Raw genomic sequence first — 16,193 nt, forward strand, 5'->3', positions numbered from 1 at the left:
GCGGTGATGCCGATTAGTTCCAGCGGCGAAGGCGTGCATCTTGGCCCCATACCGCTGGAGGGGCGTTTTCGGCGGCGGTGATGCCGATTAGTTCCAGCGGCGAAGGCGTGCATCTTGGCCCCATACCGCTGGAGGGGCGTTTTCGGCGGCGGTGATGCCGATTAGTTCCAGCGGCGAAGGCGTGCATCTTGGCCCCATACCGCTGGAGGGGCGTTTTCGGCGGCGGTGATGCCGATTAGTTCCAGCGGCGAAGGCGTGCATCTTGGCCCCATACCGCTGGAGGGGCGTTTTCGGCGGCAGTTCAGCGGAGTGTGACCTGTACGTTAACAAGTGGCCCGGCGGCGTTGAGCGTGAGATAGCGGCTTGGGCCAATGGTTTCAATCTGGTAGGTCGCAGGTTGTCCGTTGAGGATGACGCTGCGCACAGTGCGGAGCGCCGGCGGCAGCAGCAGGCGTACCTGCATGTTCTCGCCGCTGCCGGTGGCTTCAAGGGTCAACCGACTGTCGCCCCCGCGTGTTGCCGGTGGGGTGTAGTTCCAGCGGTAGGCGGCATACCCGTTTGAGGCGGCATAGCGGGCAACCGCGTAGGCGCTGGTGATGGCGGTACGTGGATCGGCCAGCCAGCGTGGGCTCAGACGAGCCGTGTTGTAGGTCAGGCCGCGGTCTTCGATGCCGGCTGCACCTTCGATCAAGGCACCAAGCATCGCACTCGACCCCCACCCGTCGGTGGGCAGAAATTCGCGTACAATCGCCACGCCGCCGGTCGGATAGTACCAGAGATAGGTTGAACCGGTACGACGGATTAACTGGTCGTAGCGGTAGAGAATATCAAATCCGTAGCTCTCGTAGCCGTGGCGAAAGGCACCGCGCGCCAGTTCGCCGCCGACCAGCGGCATAACGCCACCGTTGACATACTCGCCTGGGCGCTCGCCGAGGCGCCCGTCGAGACCAAAGGCGCCTGGTGGGAAGGGCGGGTCAATGCTGTACCATTCGGCAAAGGCGGTACGCGAAGGATCATTGAGTCGCCGCTGATATTCGGCCAGGATCGCCCGACCCTGGGTCAGGCTCAAAACCCCTCGATTGAGCGCAAGCGCATTCGAGAGGCTCAACTGGGTTGCTTCGTCAACCCCCGGCACTTGGTAAGGCACGAGTTTGACGTGGTGGGTATAGAAATTGCCATTCCAACTGAGCCGGTTGAGGCGCACCATAATGTCGTTGGCAAGGCTGCGTCGCTGGGCCGCAAGCTCGACCTGGCCGGCCTGCTCTTCCATCATCGCCAGCGAACGCAACGCTTCAGCTAGGCCCGTATTGTCGCCATGGAAGATGCCCCATTTCGTCTGCTCATCGATCCAGTGGCGTGGCGCTGGTTTGCCGGTGTCGGGGTCGGTTGTCGTTGGCCCATATTCGAAATCCCAGGTATCAATCGTGAAGGGACGTTTGACCAGGCCGAGCGTGGGTTCCCAGCGAATGGGTGAGGTCAGCGTATAGTTGATCGCCTTCTGCGCCGAGGGGAGCATCGCGAGCATCCAGTTTGTATCGCCGGTGGTCTGCCAGGTCTCGTAGATCAACTGGACATAGAGGTATTCGACGTCGGCCTCGACGGGGGTACGCATTGCGGCAATGTTCCAATCGGGTCGGGCCACAAAATCGGGCAGGCTTCCATCTTCGGCCTGGATGCGCCGGTTGGCTTCGAGCAGACTGGTCAGGTCGGTCTCGAAGTAGCGAAAGGCGCGATTCTGGTAGTAGTGGTCACGCAACCAGAGGAGGGGGCTATCAGGCGAGCGGTAGCCGACAACGGGTTTGCCGTCGAGGGTATAGCTCAGGCGTTTCGAGGCCATAAACTCGGCCACGCGCCCATACAACTGATCAAAGGGAGCGACCCCAGTTTCAATGGTCGTCTGGGCATCGAGGCGATAGAGTGTTCCATTGGTGACCTGGCGGCCATCGTCGAGAAAGAGCGCGGCCCAATGGTTGCCAAGGGCACCGCGGGGTAACACCTCGACCGCACCGAAGCCGTTGGCGAGCGTCAAGGAGAACGTCCCGACCTCACGTCCACGACCATCGAAGACAAGGAGCGTGGCAGGGCCACTATAGTCAGCCACATTGACATTGACGACCACCGGGGTCAACGGAGCCACCACCGGGCTGGCACTGGTAAATGAAGCGCGTGGCTGGGCCTGGACAGGGGCCAGGGGCAACGAAGTGAACACGATCAGGATCACCAGAACGAACAGGCGCAGTGAGAGCAAACGGGGCACTGAGGTTCCTTTCGTGGTTGGATAAACAGACATAGAGCGAGCACAGGGTCATTTTCTGCGGGGAAGTATACCATGCCCTGCGGCTCTGATAGACAAGGAGAAACGAACATGAGTCCGAAACCGCGTGTCTTTTCGGGGATTCAACCCTCGGGCATGCTGCATCTGGGTAATTATCTTGGTGCGATCCAGCAGTGGGTGGCCGGCCAGGGTGAAAAGACCAATTTCATCTGCATTGTTGATTTGCATGCGATTACGGTGCCACAAGAACCTGCGGCGTTGCGACGCCAGACGCGTGAACTCGCGGCCCTGCTGATTGCGGCGGGCATCGATCCGCAACAAACAACGCTCTTTGTGCAGAGCCATGTGCGGGCGCATGCTGAGTGTTGCTGGATTCTCAACTGTGTTACCCCGCTGGGTTGGCTCGAGCGCATGACCCAGTATAAAATGAAAGCACAAAAACAAGAGAGTGTGCTGGCGGGTTTATTAGATTATCCAGTCTTGCAAGCCGCAGACATCTTACTCTACGATACGCATGAAGTTCCGGTTGGGGAAGACCAGAAGCAGCACATTGAGCTGACGCGGGACATTGCCCAGCGCTTCAATTACCTGTATGGTGAAACCTTTGTGGTTCCAGAGCCGGTGATCCGCGAGACTGGAGCACGCATTATGGCGTTGAACGATCCGACGGCCAAAATGAGCAAGAGCGACTTTACGCGGGGGCATGCGATCCGCATCACCGACGAACCCGACGAGATCCGCTGGGTGGTGAAGCGTGCGGTCACCGACCCCGGGCGCGACATCACCTTTAGCAACGATCCCACCCGGGCCGGGGTCAACAACCTGCTACAGATCTATGAACTCGCAACTGGACAGAGTCGCCCCGCCATCGAAGCCCATTTTACGGGCAAGGGGTATGGTGCGCTAAAAAACGACGTTGCCGAAGCCGTCATCGAAGTGCTCCGTCCGATCCGTGAGCGTTACTATCATCTGATTGACGATCCGGCAGAACTGGATCGCATTCTCGTCATCGGGGCCGAGCAGGCGCGGGCCGTTGCCGAACCAAAAGTTCGTCTTGTCATGGAGCGAGTTGGGTTTGTCTTAGCAACCTGAGGCGAGGAAACCTGCCAGGTGTGCGCCGCCGCGATCCTTGGGGGAACGGAGCGGTGTCCCCGCGCACACCTGGCAGGTTTGATGCGAACGGTTTTGGGGCGGCAGCCCCTTAAACAAAAAGGAAAACCATGTACACACCCGATCTCAAAACGATACGCACCTTGCAAGGGCAGGGCAACCTCTGCCCAATCTACCGTGAGATCCTGGCCGATCTTGAAACGCCAGTCTCAGCGTATCTCAAGGTGGCGCACGGGAGCTATAGTTTTCTGCTCGAGAGTGTTGAAGGTGGGCAGCATATCGCCCGGTACTCGTTCATCGGCAGTGATCCGTATATGGTGTTGCGGCTTGATCGCGGCACGGCGCAGGCCGTGCAGGGCGGATACAAACAGACGCTTACCTATACTGATCCGCTGGTGGTGCTCGACAGTTATCTCAACGCCTACCGACCGGTGCGCTTGCCAGATCTGCCGCGTTTTGTTGGGGGCGCCGTTGGCTACCTGAGCTACGAGACAGTCAGTTACTTCGAGCGGCTTCCCGTGCCCGAGGCATGTGCCTACCAGATGCCGGAAGGTCTCTGGATGTTTGTGGATACGCTGTTGATTTTTGATCATCTGCGCCACAAGATCAAGGTCTTATCTCACGTTCACCTTGATGCCGAGGATCTAGAGGCAGAGTACGAGCGGGCCACGGCGCGCATCGAGGCATTGGTGGAACGACTACGCCAGCCGGTGAGCGTGAGTGATCGTCTGGTAGGCGGCGAGCGCAACTACGAACCGCACTCAGCGCTCGGGCCTGTCGTGCCGACCGAGCCCCAATCAAACGTGAGTCGCGACGCGTACCACGCGAACGTCTTGCATGCCAAAGAGTACATCATGGCGGGCGACATCTTTCAGGTGGTGCCCTCGCAGCGTTTCACCCGCCCGACAACAGCTGACCCCGTGACCATCTATCGCGCTCTGCGCACGGTCAACCCATCACCCTACATGTTCTTATTGCGCACGGCAGAAGGCGATCTGGTTGGGGCCTCGCCGGAATTGTTGGTACGGGTACAGGAGGGTGAAGTGCTGACGCACCCGATTGCGGGGACGCGGCGGCGGGGGCATGATCTGGTGGAGGATGCCGCGCTCGCTGACGAGTTGTTGCATGACGAAAAAGAGCGGGCCGAACATCTGATGCTGGTTGACCTGGGGCGCAACGACATCGGTCGGGTCAGCGAGGCAGGAACCGTCCGCGTACCCGACTTTATGTTTGTCGAAAAGTATAGCCATGTCATGCACCTGGTGAGCCATGTGACAGGCAAACTCCGTGCTGACCTAAAAGCCCTTGATGCGCTGCGGGCGTGTTTCCCTGCGGGCACGGTGAGTGGGGCGCCAAAGATTCGGGCGATGGAGATCATTGCCGAGCTCGAGGGCAATCGGCGGGGCATCTACGCGGGGTGTGTTGGGCATGTTGGCTTTAACGGCGACCTGGACACATGCATTGCGTTGCGCACGATGGTCGTGCAGAACGGGGTTGCCTACATTCAGGCGGGTGGGGGTGTTGTGGCGGACAGTGATCCGGAAGCGGAATACCAGGAGAGTCGCAATAAAGCGGCGGCGCTCTTGCGGGCGATTGACTTGGCAGAGACGATGCTTTAGGAAATAGAAGATAGGAAAGAGAAACGCACGAGGGGCGCGACGGTTTCGCCGTCGCGCCCCTCGTGCAATCTGAACGAGTTTGAACTCGTTAACCGATCGGATTATTGTAGACGAAGTTGGTGAAATTCGCCTCGTTACCGCTATTCCAGCCATAGACGCGATTACGGAAATCCTTCCATGGCTCGAAGATCTCTTTGAAGATCGGCGTACTGGCTGCATTCTCTTCGTAAAGTTCAAAAGCAGCTTTCTGAGCAGCACCCATGATCTCATCGCTGTAGACACGCAACTGAACCTTGCCACCCGAGAGAATGCGCTGGAGGGCATCACCATTCAGGGCCTCGTACTTGGAAATCATATTCAGGTTTGATTCCCAGGCAGCGACCTTGAAGATACGCTGGTATTCAACGGGAAGCTTGCCCCACGCATCGGTGCTGGCCATCGCATGCAGCGTTGGGCCTGGCTCCCACCAGCCTGGCGAGTAGTAGAACTGCGCAGCATCGGGAAGGCCAAGCTTCTCATCATCGTAGGGGCCGACCCATTCGGCGGCATCAACGGCACCGGTCGAGAGTGCCTGGAAGATCTCACCACCGGGGATCGTCTGGGTCACGGCACCGAGGCGCTGAATGACCTGACCACCGAGGCCGGGGATACGCACACGCAGACCCTGGAGGTCAGCGACGGTATTGATCTCACGGCGGAACCAGCCACCCATCTGGGTGCCGGTATTGCCAGCGGGGAAGATCACCGAGCCAAACTCAGCGGCGAGCTTATCGAGAACCTCGTTGCCACCGCCGTGGTAGAGCCAGGCATTCTGCTGAGTAGCGGTCAAACCAAAGGGCAGCGCGGTTGCGATACCCCAGGCCGGGTTGAGGCCAACGTAGTAATACATCGCCGAGTGGCCCGACTCGACGGTACCCTGCTGCACATTTTGCAGCACCTCAAGGCCACCAAACAACTCACCAGCGGGGAAGGTGGTAATCTTGAACATCCCATCGGTCAACTCGCTAACGCGCTCAGCGAGCACCGTGGCACCACCATAGATCGTATCAAGCGAAATAGGCCAACTCGTACCCATGCGCCACTCAACGGCTGGTAGTGACGAAGCCTGTGCAGGTGCCTGGGCTTCACCGGGGGCGGCTGTGGCATCAGCAGCGGGAGGGGCTGCGGGGGCACCACCACATGCGGCGAGAGTCATGCCGACCGTACCGAGTACACCAGCCGCTGCGCCGCGAAGAAACTCACGTCGTTTCATGCTTGCTCCTGAGCATCTGTTATTATTACGGGACAGGGAAAACGTTGGTACATTATAACAGGTCTCGTGTTTTCAAGCAAGCGTATTTTAGGGCTCAGGGCGATTGCATCTTCCGTGTATGCACCCCGTCAAGGCACCCGCAAGGGCACCCCGTCAAGGCACCCGCAAGGGCACCCGCAAGGGGCACCCGCAAGGGCACCCGCAAGGGCACCCGCAAGGGGCACCCGCAAGGGCACCCGCAAGGGCACCCGCAAGGGCACCCGCAAGGGCACCCGCAAGGGGTGCCCCTACACCGGGATCGGCCCCCGGCCCTGTACGGGCACCCCTTGCGGGTGCCCCGTTGTATCCGATTTCGTATGATGCAATCGCCCTGAGGTTTGACGGCGTGGTATTAACTTACAACGACAGAGATCGCGCTACCATCAGCCGAGCGTGCATACGCATCGGCGTGGCAGTCACACATATCTGAATGGTCGTCAAGCAAGTAGCGGTAACCGTAACGGTTATCACGGTCAACCAGGAGGGCTACACTCCAACCCTCTTCATAGCGGCGCAGTGGAGTGGCCCGGGCGTTCCATTCGTTGAAATCGCCAACCAGATAGATCTGATCAGCCCAGATCGACGAAGGTACAGAAAAGGTGAGTTGCAGCTTGTCGGGTTGATCCGGTACAGTGTGTTTGATAACCATGGTACATTTTCCTTGAATGCCTTGTTGGAAGCAGCCCCTACGTTCATGCGATCCTGGCATGGAAAACTGTTCCATTGAGCGAGAGGTAAAAACAATCGAGGACACAACTGACCTGGATGTTGGCGTTACGGGGATGTGTCTATAGCATGGAGCATACCGGATTGTGCATTGAATGTCATTGCAATCAGGCGTGCAATTTCCGTGCAATTTGCGGAATTATCGTGCAAGGAGGCCGATCAGTTCAATGCAGAGGGTATCAAGCTTGAAGTGGGCCTGCCAGTTAATTGGCAGATACGAGTTATTGTAGTGGCTGTAGCGGCAACGAAAGCGCACAGGTTGTTCGTTACTGACGGCCAGATGGATCGCACTGATCACGTGCTCGAGATCATCAGGATAGACATGGGTGACAAAAATCGTGTCAAGCAAGCCCTCGGCGGGCCACCCAAGCTGTTCGTGCCATGCCCCATTGAGGGTGATGATTGATCCGCTCAGGTTGATCGTGGCACACAGCGGCGAACGACTGTTAGTGTCGGGAGTGGCTGGCAAGTGCTGGGTCATAACGAAGTGCATTCTGAACATACTTTGTCAATATTCTGGCAAGCTTGTGTACAGCATAACCGAGAATACCTATGTTGAGAAGCGTAACTTACGGGAAGTTTGCGTGAAGTTTGGTGGGCTTAGAGCGGGGGAACTTCGAGCATACGATAGCCCAGGCCGCGCACGGTTTCGATGGATCCTGGTTGTCCAAGTGGAAGATTCAGTTTCTGTCGGAGGGTGCGTACCAGGGGGCGGACGAGTTCACGGGCTTCGTCGGTGTCGTCGAGGTCAAGGTTGTGCGTGATTCGTACCAACTCTCGTGCTGACATGATGCGGCCAGCCTGACGCATCAGACAGGTGAGCAGGGTGAATTCTCGTGCAGAGAGCATCAGTTCTTCTTCGTGTACCCAGGCGCGGTGGCGCTCAGGATCAATCTGCAGAGGCCCGAGGTAGAGCAGTTGCTCGGCGACGGCTGGCTGGGCAACGGGTGTCCGCTGGAGCAGTTGGGCATAGCGTCGCAATTTGCCCTCGACCACGGCCAGGAGATCTTCCGGTTGAATCGGCTTCGTGAGGTAATCATCAGCGCCGAGCGCTTTGCCAAACCGAATATCGCTATCCAGGGCACGGCCTGTCAGATAGACCAGGGGAATCCCGGTCCATTCAACCCGACGGCGAATCGCTTCGAGCAACTGGTAGCCATTCATTTGCGGCATCGCGACATCGGCCAGAATCAGATTGATCGGCTCTGTTTCAAGGATGGTCAGTGCTTCGCTCGCCGAGGTACACAGCGTCACGCGATACCCTTCGGCCTCGAGTAGCATCTGTACGGCTTGCAGATGCTCAATCTGATCGTCAATGACGAGAATAGCAGCCATGCTCTTCATATGGCCTCTTCATCACTGTCAAGGGGCAGATAGATGACAAAGGTACTGCCCATTCCTAGGCTCGACCTGACTTCAATCGTGCCTCCATGCAGGCGCACCAGTTCACTGGCAATCGAGAGGCCCAGCCCTGTGCCAGGGATGTTACCCTGGGTTTCGGCACGATAGAAACGTTCAAAGATATGCGGGAGATCAGTTGCCCGAATGCCGATGCCACTATCGCTGATCCGTAGGGCCACCCATTGCCCTGGCGGCAGGCGTACGTGTCCAGGCCAGGTATGATCAAGTTGATCGGCAACGATGACCCCTGTACACACAATCTGGCCATGCTCAGGCGTGAACTTGAGCGCGTTGGTCAAGAGATTGCGCAAGACCTGGCGTATCTGGCCCTCTTCCGCAATGATGGGCAGGGCCTGCCCTCGCTCGACCGTCAGGCTCAAATGTTTGCGCCGCGCTATCGGCAGAAACTGGGCTACCTCGTCGCGTACCAGGCGCATCAGATCGATGCTGTGGCGTTCACCATCCACACGCCCGCCGTCAATGCGTGAAATTTCCAGGACACTGCCGATGAGTTCGTTCAGCGTACGGGTATGGGCACGAATATCCGCAATGATCGCGAGGCGACGGGTATCATCAAGCCGGTGGTAGAGCAATTCGAGATTGCCCGAAAGCATGGTGATCAACGAAGTGGGTGAGCGCAACTCGTGCGAGACATTCGAGACAAACTGATCCTTCATCCGCTCGGCAGCTCGGGTTGCCGTAATATCGCGGTGAACCGTCACAAAACGCACGGGATGGCCTGGTGCATCAGGATCGAAGAGTGGGGCAACCGTGATCGCCGCATCGTAGGGAATGCCACTGGCATCAACCATCGTAACTTCACCCTGCCAGCGGCGTCCAGTCTTCAGCGCTGCACAGAGTTGAGCATTCGGGTTTGCGTCAGCCGTCTGTGTGCGCCACCATGCCCAGACGGTCGGACTGATCCCGCCGTGCAGCCCGGTGAGGGTGGTCGCGGCAGGGTTGAGGTAGTCAATGACCCCGTTTGGATCAACGACAATCACGGCTTCGCTCAAGGCTTCGAGCATCGCACGGGTGCGATCACGTTCGTGGCGCAGATCACGCGTTCGCTCCATCACCCAGTATTCAAGTTGGGCCCGCTCAGCTCGCAGGGTCGTCTCGGCGAGTTTGCGATCCGTGATGTCACGCGCAATCCCCTCGATCGCAATGATCTCGCCAGTAGCGTTGTAGACAGGCACATTGCGTTGTTCAACCCAGAGTTCAGTGCCATCGCGGCGTACCCAGCGCAATTCAATTGGCTTGAAACTCACTCCTCCTTCCGCCATATCTTTTAGGGTATGGCGATCTTCAGGATGGATTAATTTATAGCCAAGTTGCGGATCGGCATAATGATCGTCTGGGGTATAGCCAGTCAGGGTCGTAACTGCCGGGCTCACATACTCAAAGCCTGGATCGGGGTGCAGGCGATACCGATAGATGATATCAGGGGCATGTTCGGTGAGGCGTCGGTAGCGCGCTTCGCTCTCGCGGAGGGCCGACTCGGCGCGTTTGCGCTGGATCATCGCCCACATGCCACTCATAAAGAGGAGCAACTGACGGGCATCTTTCTCGTCGTAATGATCAAGTTTATTGCCCACGCCAGCAATTGCCACGATCTGGTCGCCGTCGATCAGCGGGACACTCATATGGCGGACTAGATGGATATGCCCTTCGGGGTAGCCATGACGATTGGGGAGATTTTGATAATCGTTGTGGAAGACGGGTGCCCGCGTCCGCAGGCAATCCACCCACACGCCAGCGCTGGCGATGGGATAGTGGGTATTGGCGGCGGCCGAACAGGCCTCGCGCACACTATTTGACCAGGTAAAGAGTTGGAGGTTGACGCCATCGGCAAGCACAAAGTGGAGGTACCCAATGCTGCTGCTGGTCAGTCGCACTGCCTCTTCGAGTGCATACTCGATCACCTCACGTTCGCTCTGGCTGGTCATCTCGGTCAGGTGCAGCAGGGCCTCTTGCCGTTCAATATCAAGCTGGCGGTTGGTCTCATCGCGGTTGCGGCGCTCTTCTTCTTCCAGTTTTTCGAGCGCAAACGAGATCACATTTGCGACCTGTTCGAGCATGCCGACTTCCTGCCGATCAAAAAAGCCCCGGCTATCGGCATAGAGGTTGAGCGCACCGATGGCTCGTCCATAGACAACAAGCGGAAACGCCCCTGAGGCTCGTAAGGCATGATGGGCCGCCAGATGGTGCCACGGACGTGTGTTGACGCTGTCGGCAATGTTGTTGCAGACAACCGCACGCCCTTCACGAATAGCAGTGCCTGTTGGCCCACGCCCCGCCGGTTCATCCCGGCTCGTCACCTTGATCGCATAGGGATATGAGGACGCTTCCCCGCTGACGCCCATCGGCACAACGCGACCCGTCCGTTCATCTACCATGCCGATCCAGGCGAGTTTGAAGCCCCCTTCTTCCACCGCAATCTGACAGACATCGGCAAAAAGCAGCAGCCGGTCATTCCGGCGCACAATCGTCTCACTGACCCGACTCAGCACTCGGTAAAGGCGATTGGCATGCTGGAGACGCCGACGAGGCGTACGGCGGATTGTGCGTGGCATCTTTGTGCTCCTTTCGCTCTCTATTGTACCTTTTATGGTACACTATAGCCAATTCCTCATTTAATAGCTATCGGGTCGCTACGATGATGTTGCGGGAGATCGCTCCAGGTCGTGTTCGTATGACATCTACCTGACCTGATCGCATGACAACTGCATCTTCGTGGTAGCAATCCACTAGAATTCATGCTATGGCTACCCAGACGCTTCATTTTCACGACAGGGTTGATACGGCGCTGCATGACGAGACCTTGAAGACGGCGCTGGAGCGGGCAACCACACGTTTTGTGGGCAATCGGGCCGGGGCGATTGATGCGCTTGAAGATGCTGATGGGCTACGCCGTCAGGCGCGGGCGTTACGGGCCAATGCGTTGAGTAAACTCGATGAGTTGCTGGTACGTCTGGCCGATCAGGTCGAGGCCCGTGGTGGCAAGGTCTGCTGGGCCGCTGATGGTGAAGCCGCCCGCCGCTATATCGTCGATCTTGCCCGCGACCGTGGGGTCAAGAGCATCGTCAAATCCAAGTCGATGGCTTCGGAGGAGATTCACCTCAACCATGCCCTCGAACACGCTGGCTTTGAAGTTGTCGAAACTGATCTCGGCGAGTATATTATTCAGCTTGCCGGCGAAACGCCGTCGCATATTATTGCCCCCGCGATCCATAAGACCCGCGAGCAGGTGAGTGCGCTCTTCGAGAAGCACCTCGGGATGACGCCGACGACTGAGGTGCCGCCGATGATCCGTGCGGCGCGGACGGCGCTGAGGCAACGGTTTCTCCAGGCTGAAATGGGCATCAGCGGGGTCAATTTTGGTGTCGCCGATACGGGTGCCATCGCGATTGTTGAGAACGAGGGCAATGCCCGCCTCTCGACGACGGTGCCGCGCATCCATGTGGCGATTATGGGCATCGAGCGCATTGTCGAGCGTTTTGATGATCTGGCGGTGATGCTCCAGGTGCTGGCGCGTTCGGCCACCGGCCAGAAACTGAGTGTCTATACCAGCATTATCAGTGGCCCGGCGCGTCCCGACGAGGCCGATGGCCCCGAAGAATTTCATCTGGTGTTGCTCGACAATGGCCGTTCGCGCATCCTGGGTGGGCAGTATGTCGAGTCGTTGATGTGCATTCGCTGCGGGGCCTGCCTCAATGCGTGTCCAGTCTATCAGGCGATCGGCGGCCATGCCTATGGCGGCGTCTATTCGGGACCCATCGGGGCGATCCTTACCCCGCTCCTTCAGCCCGATCTGCCCGATGCCTACCTTTTGCCTCAGGCGAGTTCGCTCTGCGGAGCCTGCCAGGAGGTCTGCCCGGTCGGGATTGCGATCCCGGATATGCTGCTGCGTCTGCGCGCTGATGCCGTCAAAGCCGGCAAGGCCCATCCGGTGGAAACCGCAGGCATCAAGAGCTACGCGCTCATGATGAAGAATCCACTGGTCTATCGCGCTGGTGGCCGCGCAGCCCGCCTCGGTTCACGCCTCATTGGGCGTAAAGGGCGTATCCGTCATCTCCCGCCTCCCTTGCACCTCTGGACGCACGGGCGCGATTTCCCGCAACCCCAGGGCTCGCAGAGCTTTAGCGAATGGTGGGAAGAACGCCAGAAGAAAGGGCGTACGCAATGAGTCGTGAACAGATGTTGGCAACGTTACGGACGAGTCTCGCTTCGAACCGGGCCTGGCTTGAGGCCGAGGCACACAAGGCGTCGCATACGCCCCCACCGTTTGTGCTGCCGCCCGCCGATGATCTGGCGGCACAGTTTGCCGCCGAATTGACCAAACTGGAGGGTCGCGTTTATCAGGTTGCTGATAATGAAGAGGCCCTCGAAACTCTTGCGACCCTGCTTGAGGAGCGCCAGGCCACGACGGCAGTCGCCTGGGATCTCGCGGAGATTGGACTCCCCGGTCTTGACAAACTGCTGGCTGAACGTGGGGTGCAGGTGCTCGAACCGGTGGTGCGCGACGAGGTGCGGAAGGCGCAGTTGCAGGTGCTCGAACCGGCCCCGGTTTGTCTTTCGGGGGCCGAGTTTGCGATCGCCGAGAGTGGCAGCCTGGTGCTCTACCACGGGCCGGGCCGTCCGCGGCTGGCGTCGTTGCTGGCGCCGGCGCACATTGCGGTGATCCGGAGCGACCAGATCGTCCGGGGGCTCGGTGAGGCGATGGCTCGTTTGCGTGAACGCTATGCCGGGACGCTTTTTGATGTGACCAGCAACCTAACGTTGATCAGTGGCCCTTCGCGCACGGCTGATATCGAGATGACACTCTCGCTGGGCATTCACGGGCCGCCCGAACTCCACGTTGTGCTTGTGCAGACACCGTGAGCAGTGCGCCTGATTCAGCGCTGTCGCCCTCCATTATCATGCATACCGTCAGTGAAGGTGAGAGTGCGGTGCCTCTCGCCGAACTTGTCGCATCTATGGCTGGCACGGTGGGCACAACGGCGCTGGAACGTGGCGGAGTCTGGGTGAACTGGCGGCGGGTTCTGTCGTCGGAGTTGACGCTTGAACCGGGGGATCAGGTGACGATCCGCCTGCCTCCGAACGGTATCTATGCCGAGCCGGTCGTGACGGCGGCTGATCTTGTGTACGAAGATCGCTGGCTGGTTGTGCTCAATAAAGCGGTTGGCTGGTACACCATCGAAACCCCGTGGGATCGGTTTGGCAATGTATGGGTTGCGCTGAAAACCTACCTCATGGCGCGCGACGGTACAGACCTCGTCTTGCATCCGGCGCACCGACTTGACCGCGACACCTCGGGGTTGCTGCTCTTTAGTCGTGACGCCGGCATCAACCGTGCGCTGCATGATGCATTTGCTGGTCGCAGCGTGACCAAACGCTATCTGGCGGTATGTGCTGGCAGCCCCGATTGGATGCATTGCTCTCTGACGACAGGCCACGGACGGTCAGCGCACGGGCGCTGGCGTCTCTATGGGGAAGATGAGATTGGTCAGACGTTACCGCAAGGTGGCGGGCGCATCAAATCAGCACAGACCAGTTTCAAGTGCCTGCACAGGTACGGTGACTACGCGCTGATCGAGGCTGAACTGCACACCGGGCGCACGCATCAGATCCGGCTTCACCTGGCGCACCTGGGGCATCCGATCCTCGGCGACGCCACCTATGGCGGGCTAACCGAGGTTGCCGGGGTGCCAATTAAACGGCATCTTCTGCATGCCGGCCTACTCAGCCTGACGCACCCGGTGACACACGAACCACTCCACCTGAACTGCCCCTTGCCCGAGGATCTGCGCGACTGGGTTGAGCGTGCGGCCTTATGAGCCGCGCTGACGGCGAACCGTCACACTTTCCCCGGCGATACCCCAGTTATCCGTCTCGACCTCTTCGATAATCACAACGGTTGTCGCCGGATTCTTGCCGAGCACCTCACTCAGCATCTGGGTAGAGCGGCGGATCAACTCAGCCTTCTGCTCAGCGGTCGCCCCTTCGCGGGTGATTTTGATATTGACATATGGCATAGATGGTTCTTTCCTGGTGATTTAGCGCAACCGAAAGCGAGAGGCCAGCAGACCGCCGAGGGTTGCCGTGCCCACACTGACAATCTGGGCCACAATGAAGATGAGCGGTGTCGGTTGGAGCCCGATACTGGTTGCTGCGACGGCCAGAATGCCGACGAGACCAACGAGCATCCCGTGCAGTGCCTCGGAGCGTTCGGCAACCCGGGCGGCGACAAAGCCACCAATAGCCGTCGAGAGCAACACGAGGCCAAGAATTACCAGATGAATGGGATTGGTCATTTCGGGGTCACGAAAAAAAGCCGTTAACCCAAACCAGAAGAGGCTCACCTGAAGCAAAATGCGCAGCGAAAAATCAACCATCCAGCCAATTGCGACTGCGATCCACTGCACCCCACGGTCAGATGTCAAAAAAGCTTCTATTGACTCATACCCCACGCAAGCACAAAGATCATGAGCGTAATTTCAATTGCCTTGAGGCAATCCGAGCGTACCTCATTCCAGAACTCGTCCTGACCGAGCCACCACCAGATACGGTTCCACCCCGTGCGGAGGCGCTGCTCGTCTTCCCAATGACGCAATTGCTCAACACAGGCAAGGCGCCAGAGACGCCGTGTATGGATGATCAGCGTCATCCCCCAGACACCGGTCATCACCAGGTGCAATAGCGTAGGCATACGACGAGCTCCTCTTTCGCAAATCTACCTTGTTGGTGTACAGGTGGGGCTTGCACAGCAAATGCACGATGACGCACATCTTTTGACCACCCTCTGTTCTTATTATGCACCAGTTTTGCCATGTCTGGCAAGGCAGATTTGCTGAGATTCGCCCTATTCATCGGGACTCATCGCATCAAACCGACGTTTCATTGCGATTCCGCCGGTGAGGGCAACGATTGACAACCCGAAGAGACAGGCTAGCGCCAGAACCACCCCATAGCCAAGTGGTTGTGGTTCGTGCGCACCATCATTGGGAGTTGGTTCAGGTTCAAAGAAGGGTTGACAGGTATGCACGCACTGGTCAGGCACAAACAGGGGCAGCGCAGCGAGCGTAACCTGTTCGTAGCCTGACGCACCAGCAACGCGCATCACGAACAACAAGACCAGTGAGACAACCACAACGCGCATAGGCTCACTTTAACTCTGCGAGCGGTAGGGTTGACAGGTACCATCGGTACACTCTTCGGTGCGGCCACCGATCGTATACCGATTTGCGGCCACCCAGGCATAGAGCGGGCGGGCAATGAACATTGCGCCGGGCAACCGCATGAGCTCGCCCAGACCGCGCAATGATGGTAAGCGGAGCAGCGTTTCGCGTACGGCGTCGGCACCCTGATAGAAGGTACCATCAGGCGCGACCAGATGCAACTCGCGCTGCGCCATTGCGGGGGTCACCTGCGGAAACCGCTCACGTGCCTCAGCCGAATTCATATCAAGCAATTCGATGAGACCATCGTCGTTATAGGCTGCAATGGTCTCGACCTGACTACTACAGATACGACACTTGCCATCAAACAACAGCGCATACTGATGGGTAGACATACGACACGACATTCTAGACTAATAGGGTGCAATAGCCGTCACGATCAAGACAAACGCAAGAAAGCCAAGCACCAGTGCGCTGGCGATCTGAATAGCACGGCGCTCTTTTTTACGCATATAAGCGATCCTTTCCGGGGCGCTTGCCCTTTTGGGGGTAGGTTTTTTTATTCACGGGCCGAGGGAGCGTCATGACGTTCG

General features: G+C 58.4%; 16 protein-coding genes. 5 read left to right on the forward strand and 11 right to left on the reverse strand.

All coding sequences use genetic code 11. The features are described 5' to 3' along the window. Positions 1-301: 301 nt before the first annotated feature. Entirely contained in the window at positions 302-2,257 is a 1,956-nt protein-coding gene (locus EYB53_RS23330; RefSeq protein WP_371879152.1) for a glucosidase family protein, read from the reverse strand. Between the two features lie 108 nt (positions 2,258-2,365). Here EYB53_RS23330 and trpS point away from each other — a divergent pair, with 108 nt between their 5' ends. Both trpS and trpE read left to right on the forward strand, forming a co-directional pair. Next, the gene (gene trpS / locus EYB53_RS23335) at positions 2,366-3,367 is read left to right on the forward strand and encodes a tryptophan--tRNA ligase (RefSeq protein ID WP_135481641.1); all 1,002 of its coding nucleotides are present in this window, start codon (positions 2,366-2,368) and stop codon (positions 3,365-3,367) included. A 128-nt stretch (positions 3,368-3,495) separates the two neighbouring features. Then, entirely contained in the window at positions 3,496-5,004 is a 1,509-nt protein-coding gene (gene trpE / locus EYB53_RS23340; protein ID WP_135481642.1) for an anthranilate synthase component I, read from the forward strand. An 88-nt stretch (positions 5,005-5,092) separates the two neighbouring features. Here trpE and EYB53_RS23345 read toward each other — a convergent pair whose 3' ends face one another. From EYB53_RS23345 to EYB53_RS23365, 5 genes are all read right to left on the reverse strand, one after another. After that, positions 5,093-6,256, reverse strand: coding sequence for a TRAP transporter substrate-binding protein (locus EYB53_RS23345; RefSeq protein WP_135481643.1), 1,164 nt, complete (start codon positions 6,254-6,256; stop codon positions 5,093-5,095). Positions 6,257-6,647: 391 nt separating this feature from the next. Beyond that, positions 6,648-6,944, reverse strand: coding sequence for an isoamylase early set domain-containing protein (locus EYB53_RS23350; protein WP_167857572.1), 297 nt, complete (start codon positions 6,942-6,944; stop codon positions 6,648-6,650). A gap of 216 nt (positions 6,945-7,160) precedes the next feature. Further along, positions 7,161-7,502 (reverse strand): PAS domain-containing protein, encoded by a 342-nt coding sequence (locus EYB53_RS23355; protein WP_167857573.1) that lies wholly within the window; start codon positions 7,500-7,502, stop codon positions 7,161-7,163. Between the two features lie 119 nt (positions 7,503-7,621). Beyond that, positions 7,622-8,365 carry a response regulator transcription factor gene (locus EYB53_RS23360; protein WP_135481648.1) on the reverse strand — a complete coding sequence of 248 codons (744 nt, stop codon included), beginning with the start codon at positions 8,363-8,365 and terminating at the stop codon, positions 7,622-7,624. After that, complete coding sequence (locus EYB53_RS23365) at positions 8,362-10,995, reverse strand: GAF domain-containing protein (protein ID WP_135481650.1); 2,634 nt, start codon at positions 10,993-10,995, stop codon at positions 8,362-8,364. The genes EYB53_RS23360 and EYB53_RS23365 overlap by 4 nt, the downstream gene beginning before the upstream one ends. Positions 10,996-11,183: 188 nt before the next feature. On the opposite strand from EYB53_RS23365, the gene EYB53_RS23370 reads away from it, so the two are divergent. Genes EYB53_RS23370 through EYB53_RS26795 form a run of 3 tightly spaced genes read left to right on the forward strand, consistent with a single transcriptional unit; the run spans position 11,184 to position 14,259 of the window. Further along, positions 11,184-12,608, forward strand: coding sequence for a LutB/LldF family L-lactate oxidation iron-sulfur protein (locus tag EYB53_RS23370; RefSeq protein WP_135481652.1), 1,425 nt, complete (start codon positions 11,184-11,186; stop codon positions 12,606-12,608). Then, positions 12,605-13,303 carry a LutC/YkgG family protein gene (locus EYB53_RS23375; protein ID WP_135481654.1) on the forward strand — a complete coding sequence of 233 codons (699 nt, stop codon included), beginning with the start codon at positions 12,605-12,607 and terminating at the stop codon, positions 13,301-13,303. The genes EYB53_RS23370 and EYB53_RS23375 overlap by 4 nt, the downstream gene beginning before the upstream one ends. Then, complete coding sequence (locus EYB53_RS26795; RefSeq protein WP_135481656.1) at positions 13,300-14,259, forward strand: RluA family pseudouridine synthase; 960 nt, start codon at positions 13,300-13,302, stop codon at positions 14,257-14,259. The genes EYB53_RS23375 and EYB53_RS26795 overlap by 4 nt, the downstream gene beginning before the upstream one ends. Here the strand turns inward: EYB53_RS26795 and EYB53_RS23385 are convergent. From EYB53_RS23385 to EYB53_RS23405, 5 genes are all read right to left on the reverse strand, one after another. Further along, positions 14,254-14,457 (reverse strand): 2-hydroxymuconate tautomerase family protein, encoded by a 204-nt coding sequence (locus tag EYB53_RS23385; RefSeq protein WP_135481659.1) that lies wholly within the window; start codon positions 14,455-14,457, stop codon positions 14,254-14,256. The genes EYB53_RS26795 and EYB53_RS23385 overlap by 6 nt on opposite strands. A 21-nt stretch (positions 14,458-14,478) precedes the next feature. After that, a complete protein-coding gene (locus EYB53_RS23390) occupies positions 14,479-14,865 on the reverse strand; it encodes a TIGR04086 family membrane protein (protein WP_135481661.1) in 387 nt (128 codons plus the stop codon). A gap of 8 nt (positions 14,866-14,873) precedes the next feature. Next, positions 14,874-15,131, reverse strand: coding sequence for a hypothetical protein (locus EYB53_RS23395; protein ID WP_135481663.1), 258 nt, complete (start codon positions 15,129-15,131; stop codon positions 14,874-14,876). 153 nt (positions 15,132-15,284) lie between these two features. Next, entirely contained in the window at positions 15,285-15,581 is a 297-nt protein-coding gene (locus tag EYB53_RS23400) for a hypothetical protein (RefSeq protein ID WP_135481665.1), read from the reverse strand. A 9-nt stretch (positions 15,582-15,590) separates the two neighbouring features. Continuing rightward, complete coding sequence (locus EYB53_RS23405; RefSeq protein WP_135481668.1) at positions 15,591-15,995, reverse strand: thiol-disulfide oxidoreductase DCC family protein; 405 nt, start codon at positions 15,993-15,995, stop codon at positions 15,591-15,593. Positions 15,996-16,193 lie beyond the last annotated feature (198 nt).

The organism is Candidatus Chloroploca mongolica (genome assembly GCF_004762035.2).
Classification (GTDB): Bacteria; Chloroflexota; Chloroflexia; order Chloroflexales; family Chloroflexaceae; genus Chloroploca; species Chloroploca mongolica.

Excerpts from the sequence above, each read along its gene's own strand:
- trpS (WP_135481641.1), top strand. The coding sequence starts at position 2,366 with ATGAGTCCGAAACCGCGTGTCTTTTCGGGGATTCAACCCTCGGGCATG.
- trpE (WP_135481642.1), top strand. The coding sequence starts at position 3,496 with ATGTACACACCCGATCTCAAAACGATACGCACCTTGCAAGGGCAGGGC.
- EYB53_RS23345 (WP_135481643.1), bottom strand. The coding sequence starts at position 6,256 with ATGAAACGACGTGAGTTTCTTCGCGGCGCAGCGGCTGGTGTACTCGGT.
- EYB53_RS23350 (WP_167857572.1), bottom strand. The coding sequence starts at position 6,944 with ATGGTTATCAAACACACTGTACCGGATCAACCCGACAAGCTGCAACTC.
- EYB53_RS23355 (WP_167857573.1), bottom strand. The coding sequence starts at position 7,502 with ATGACCCAGCACTTGCCAGCCACTCCCGACACTAACAGTCGTTCGCCG.
- EYB53_RS23360 (WP_135481648.1), bottom strand. The coding sequence starts at position 8,365 with ATGAAGAGCATGGCTGCTATTCTCGTCATTGACGATCAGATTGAGCAT.
- EYB53_RS23365 (WP_135481650.1), bottom strand. The coding sequence starts at position 10,995 with ATGCCACGCACAATCCGCCGTACGCCTCGTCGGCGTCTCCAGCATGCC.
- EYB53_RS23370 (WP_135481652.1), top strand. The coding sequence starts at position 11,184 with ATGGCTACCCAGACGCTTCATTTTCACGACAGGGTTGATACGGCGCTG.
- EYB53_RS23375 (WP_135481654.1), top strand. The coding sequence starts at position 12,605 with ATGAGTCGTGAACAGATGTTGGCAACGTTACGGACGAGTCTCGCTTCG.
- EYB53_RS23385 (WP_135481659.1), bottom strand. The coding sequence starts at position 14,457 with ATGCCATATGTCAATATCAAAATCACCCGCGAAGGGGCGACCGCTGAG.
- EYB53_RS23395 (WP_135481663.1), bottom strand. The coding sequence starts at position 15,131 with ATGCCTACGCTATTGCACCTGGTGATGACCGGTGTCTGGGGGATGACG.
- EYB53_RS23400 (WP_135481665.1), bottom strand. The coding sequence starts at position 15,581 with ATGCGCGTTGTGGTTGTCTCACTGGTCTTGTTGTTCGTGATGCGCGTT.
- EYB53_RS23405 (WP_135481668.1), bottom strand. The coding sequence starts at position 15,995 with ATGTCTACCCATCAGTATGCGCTGTTGTTTGATGGCAAGTGTCGTATC.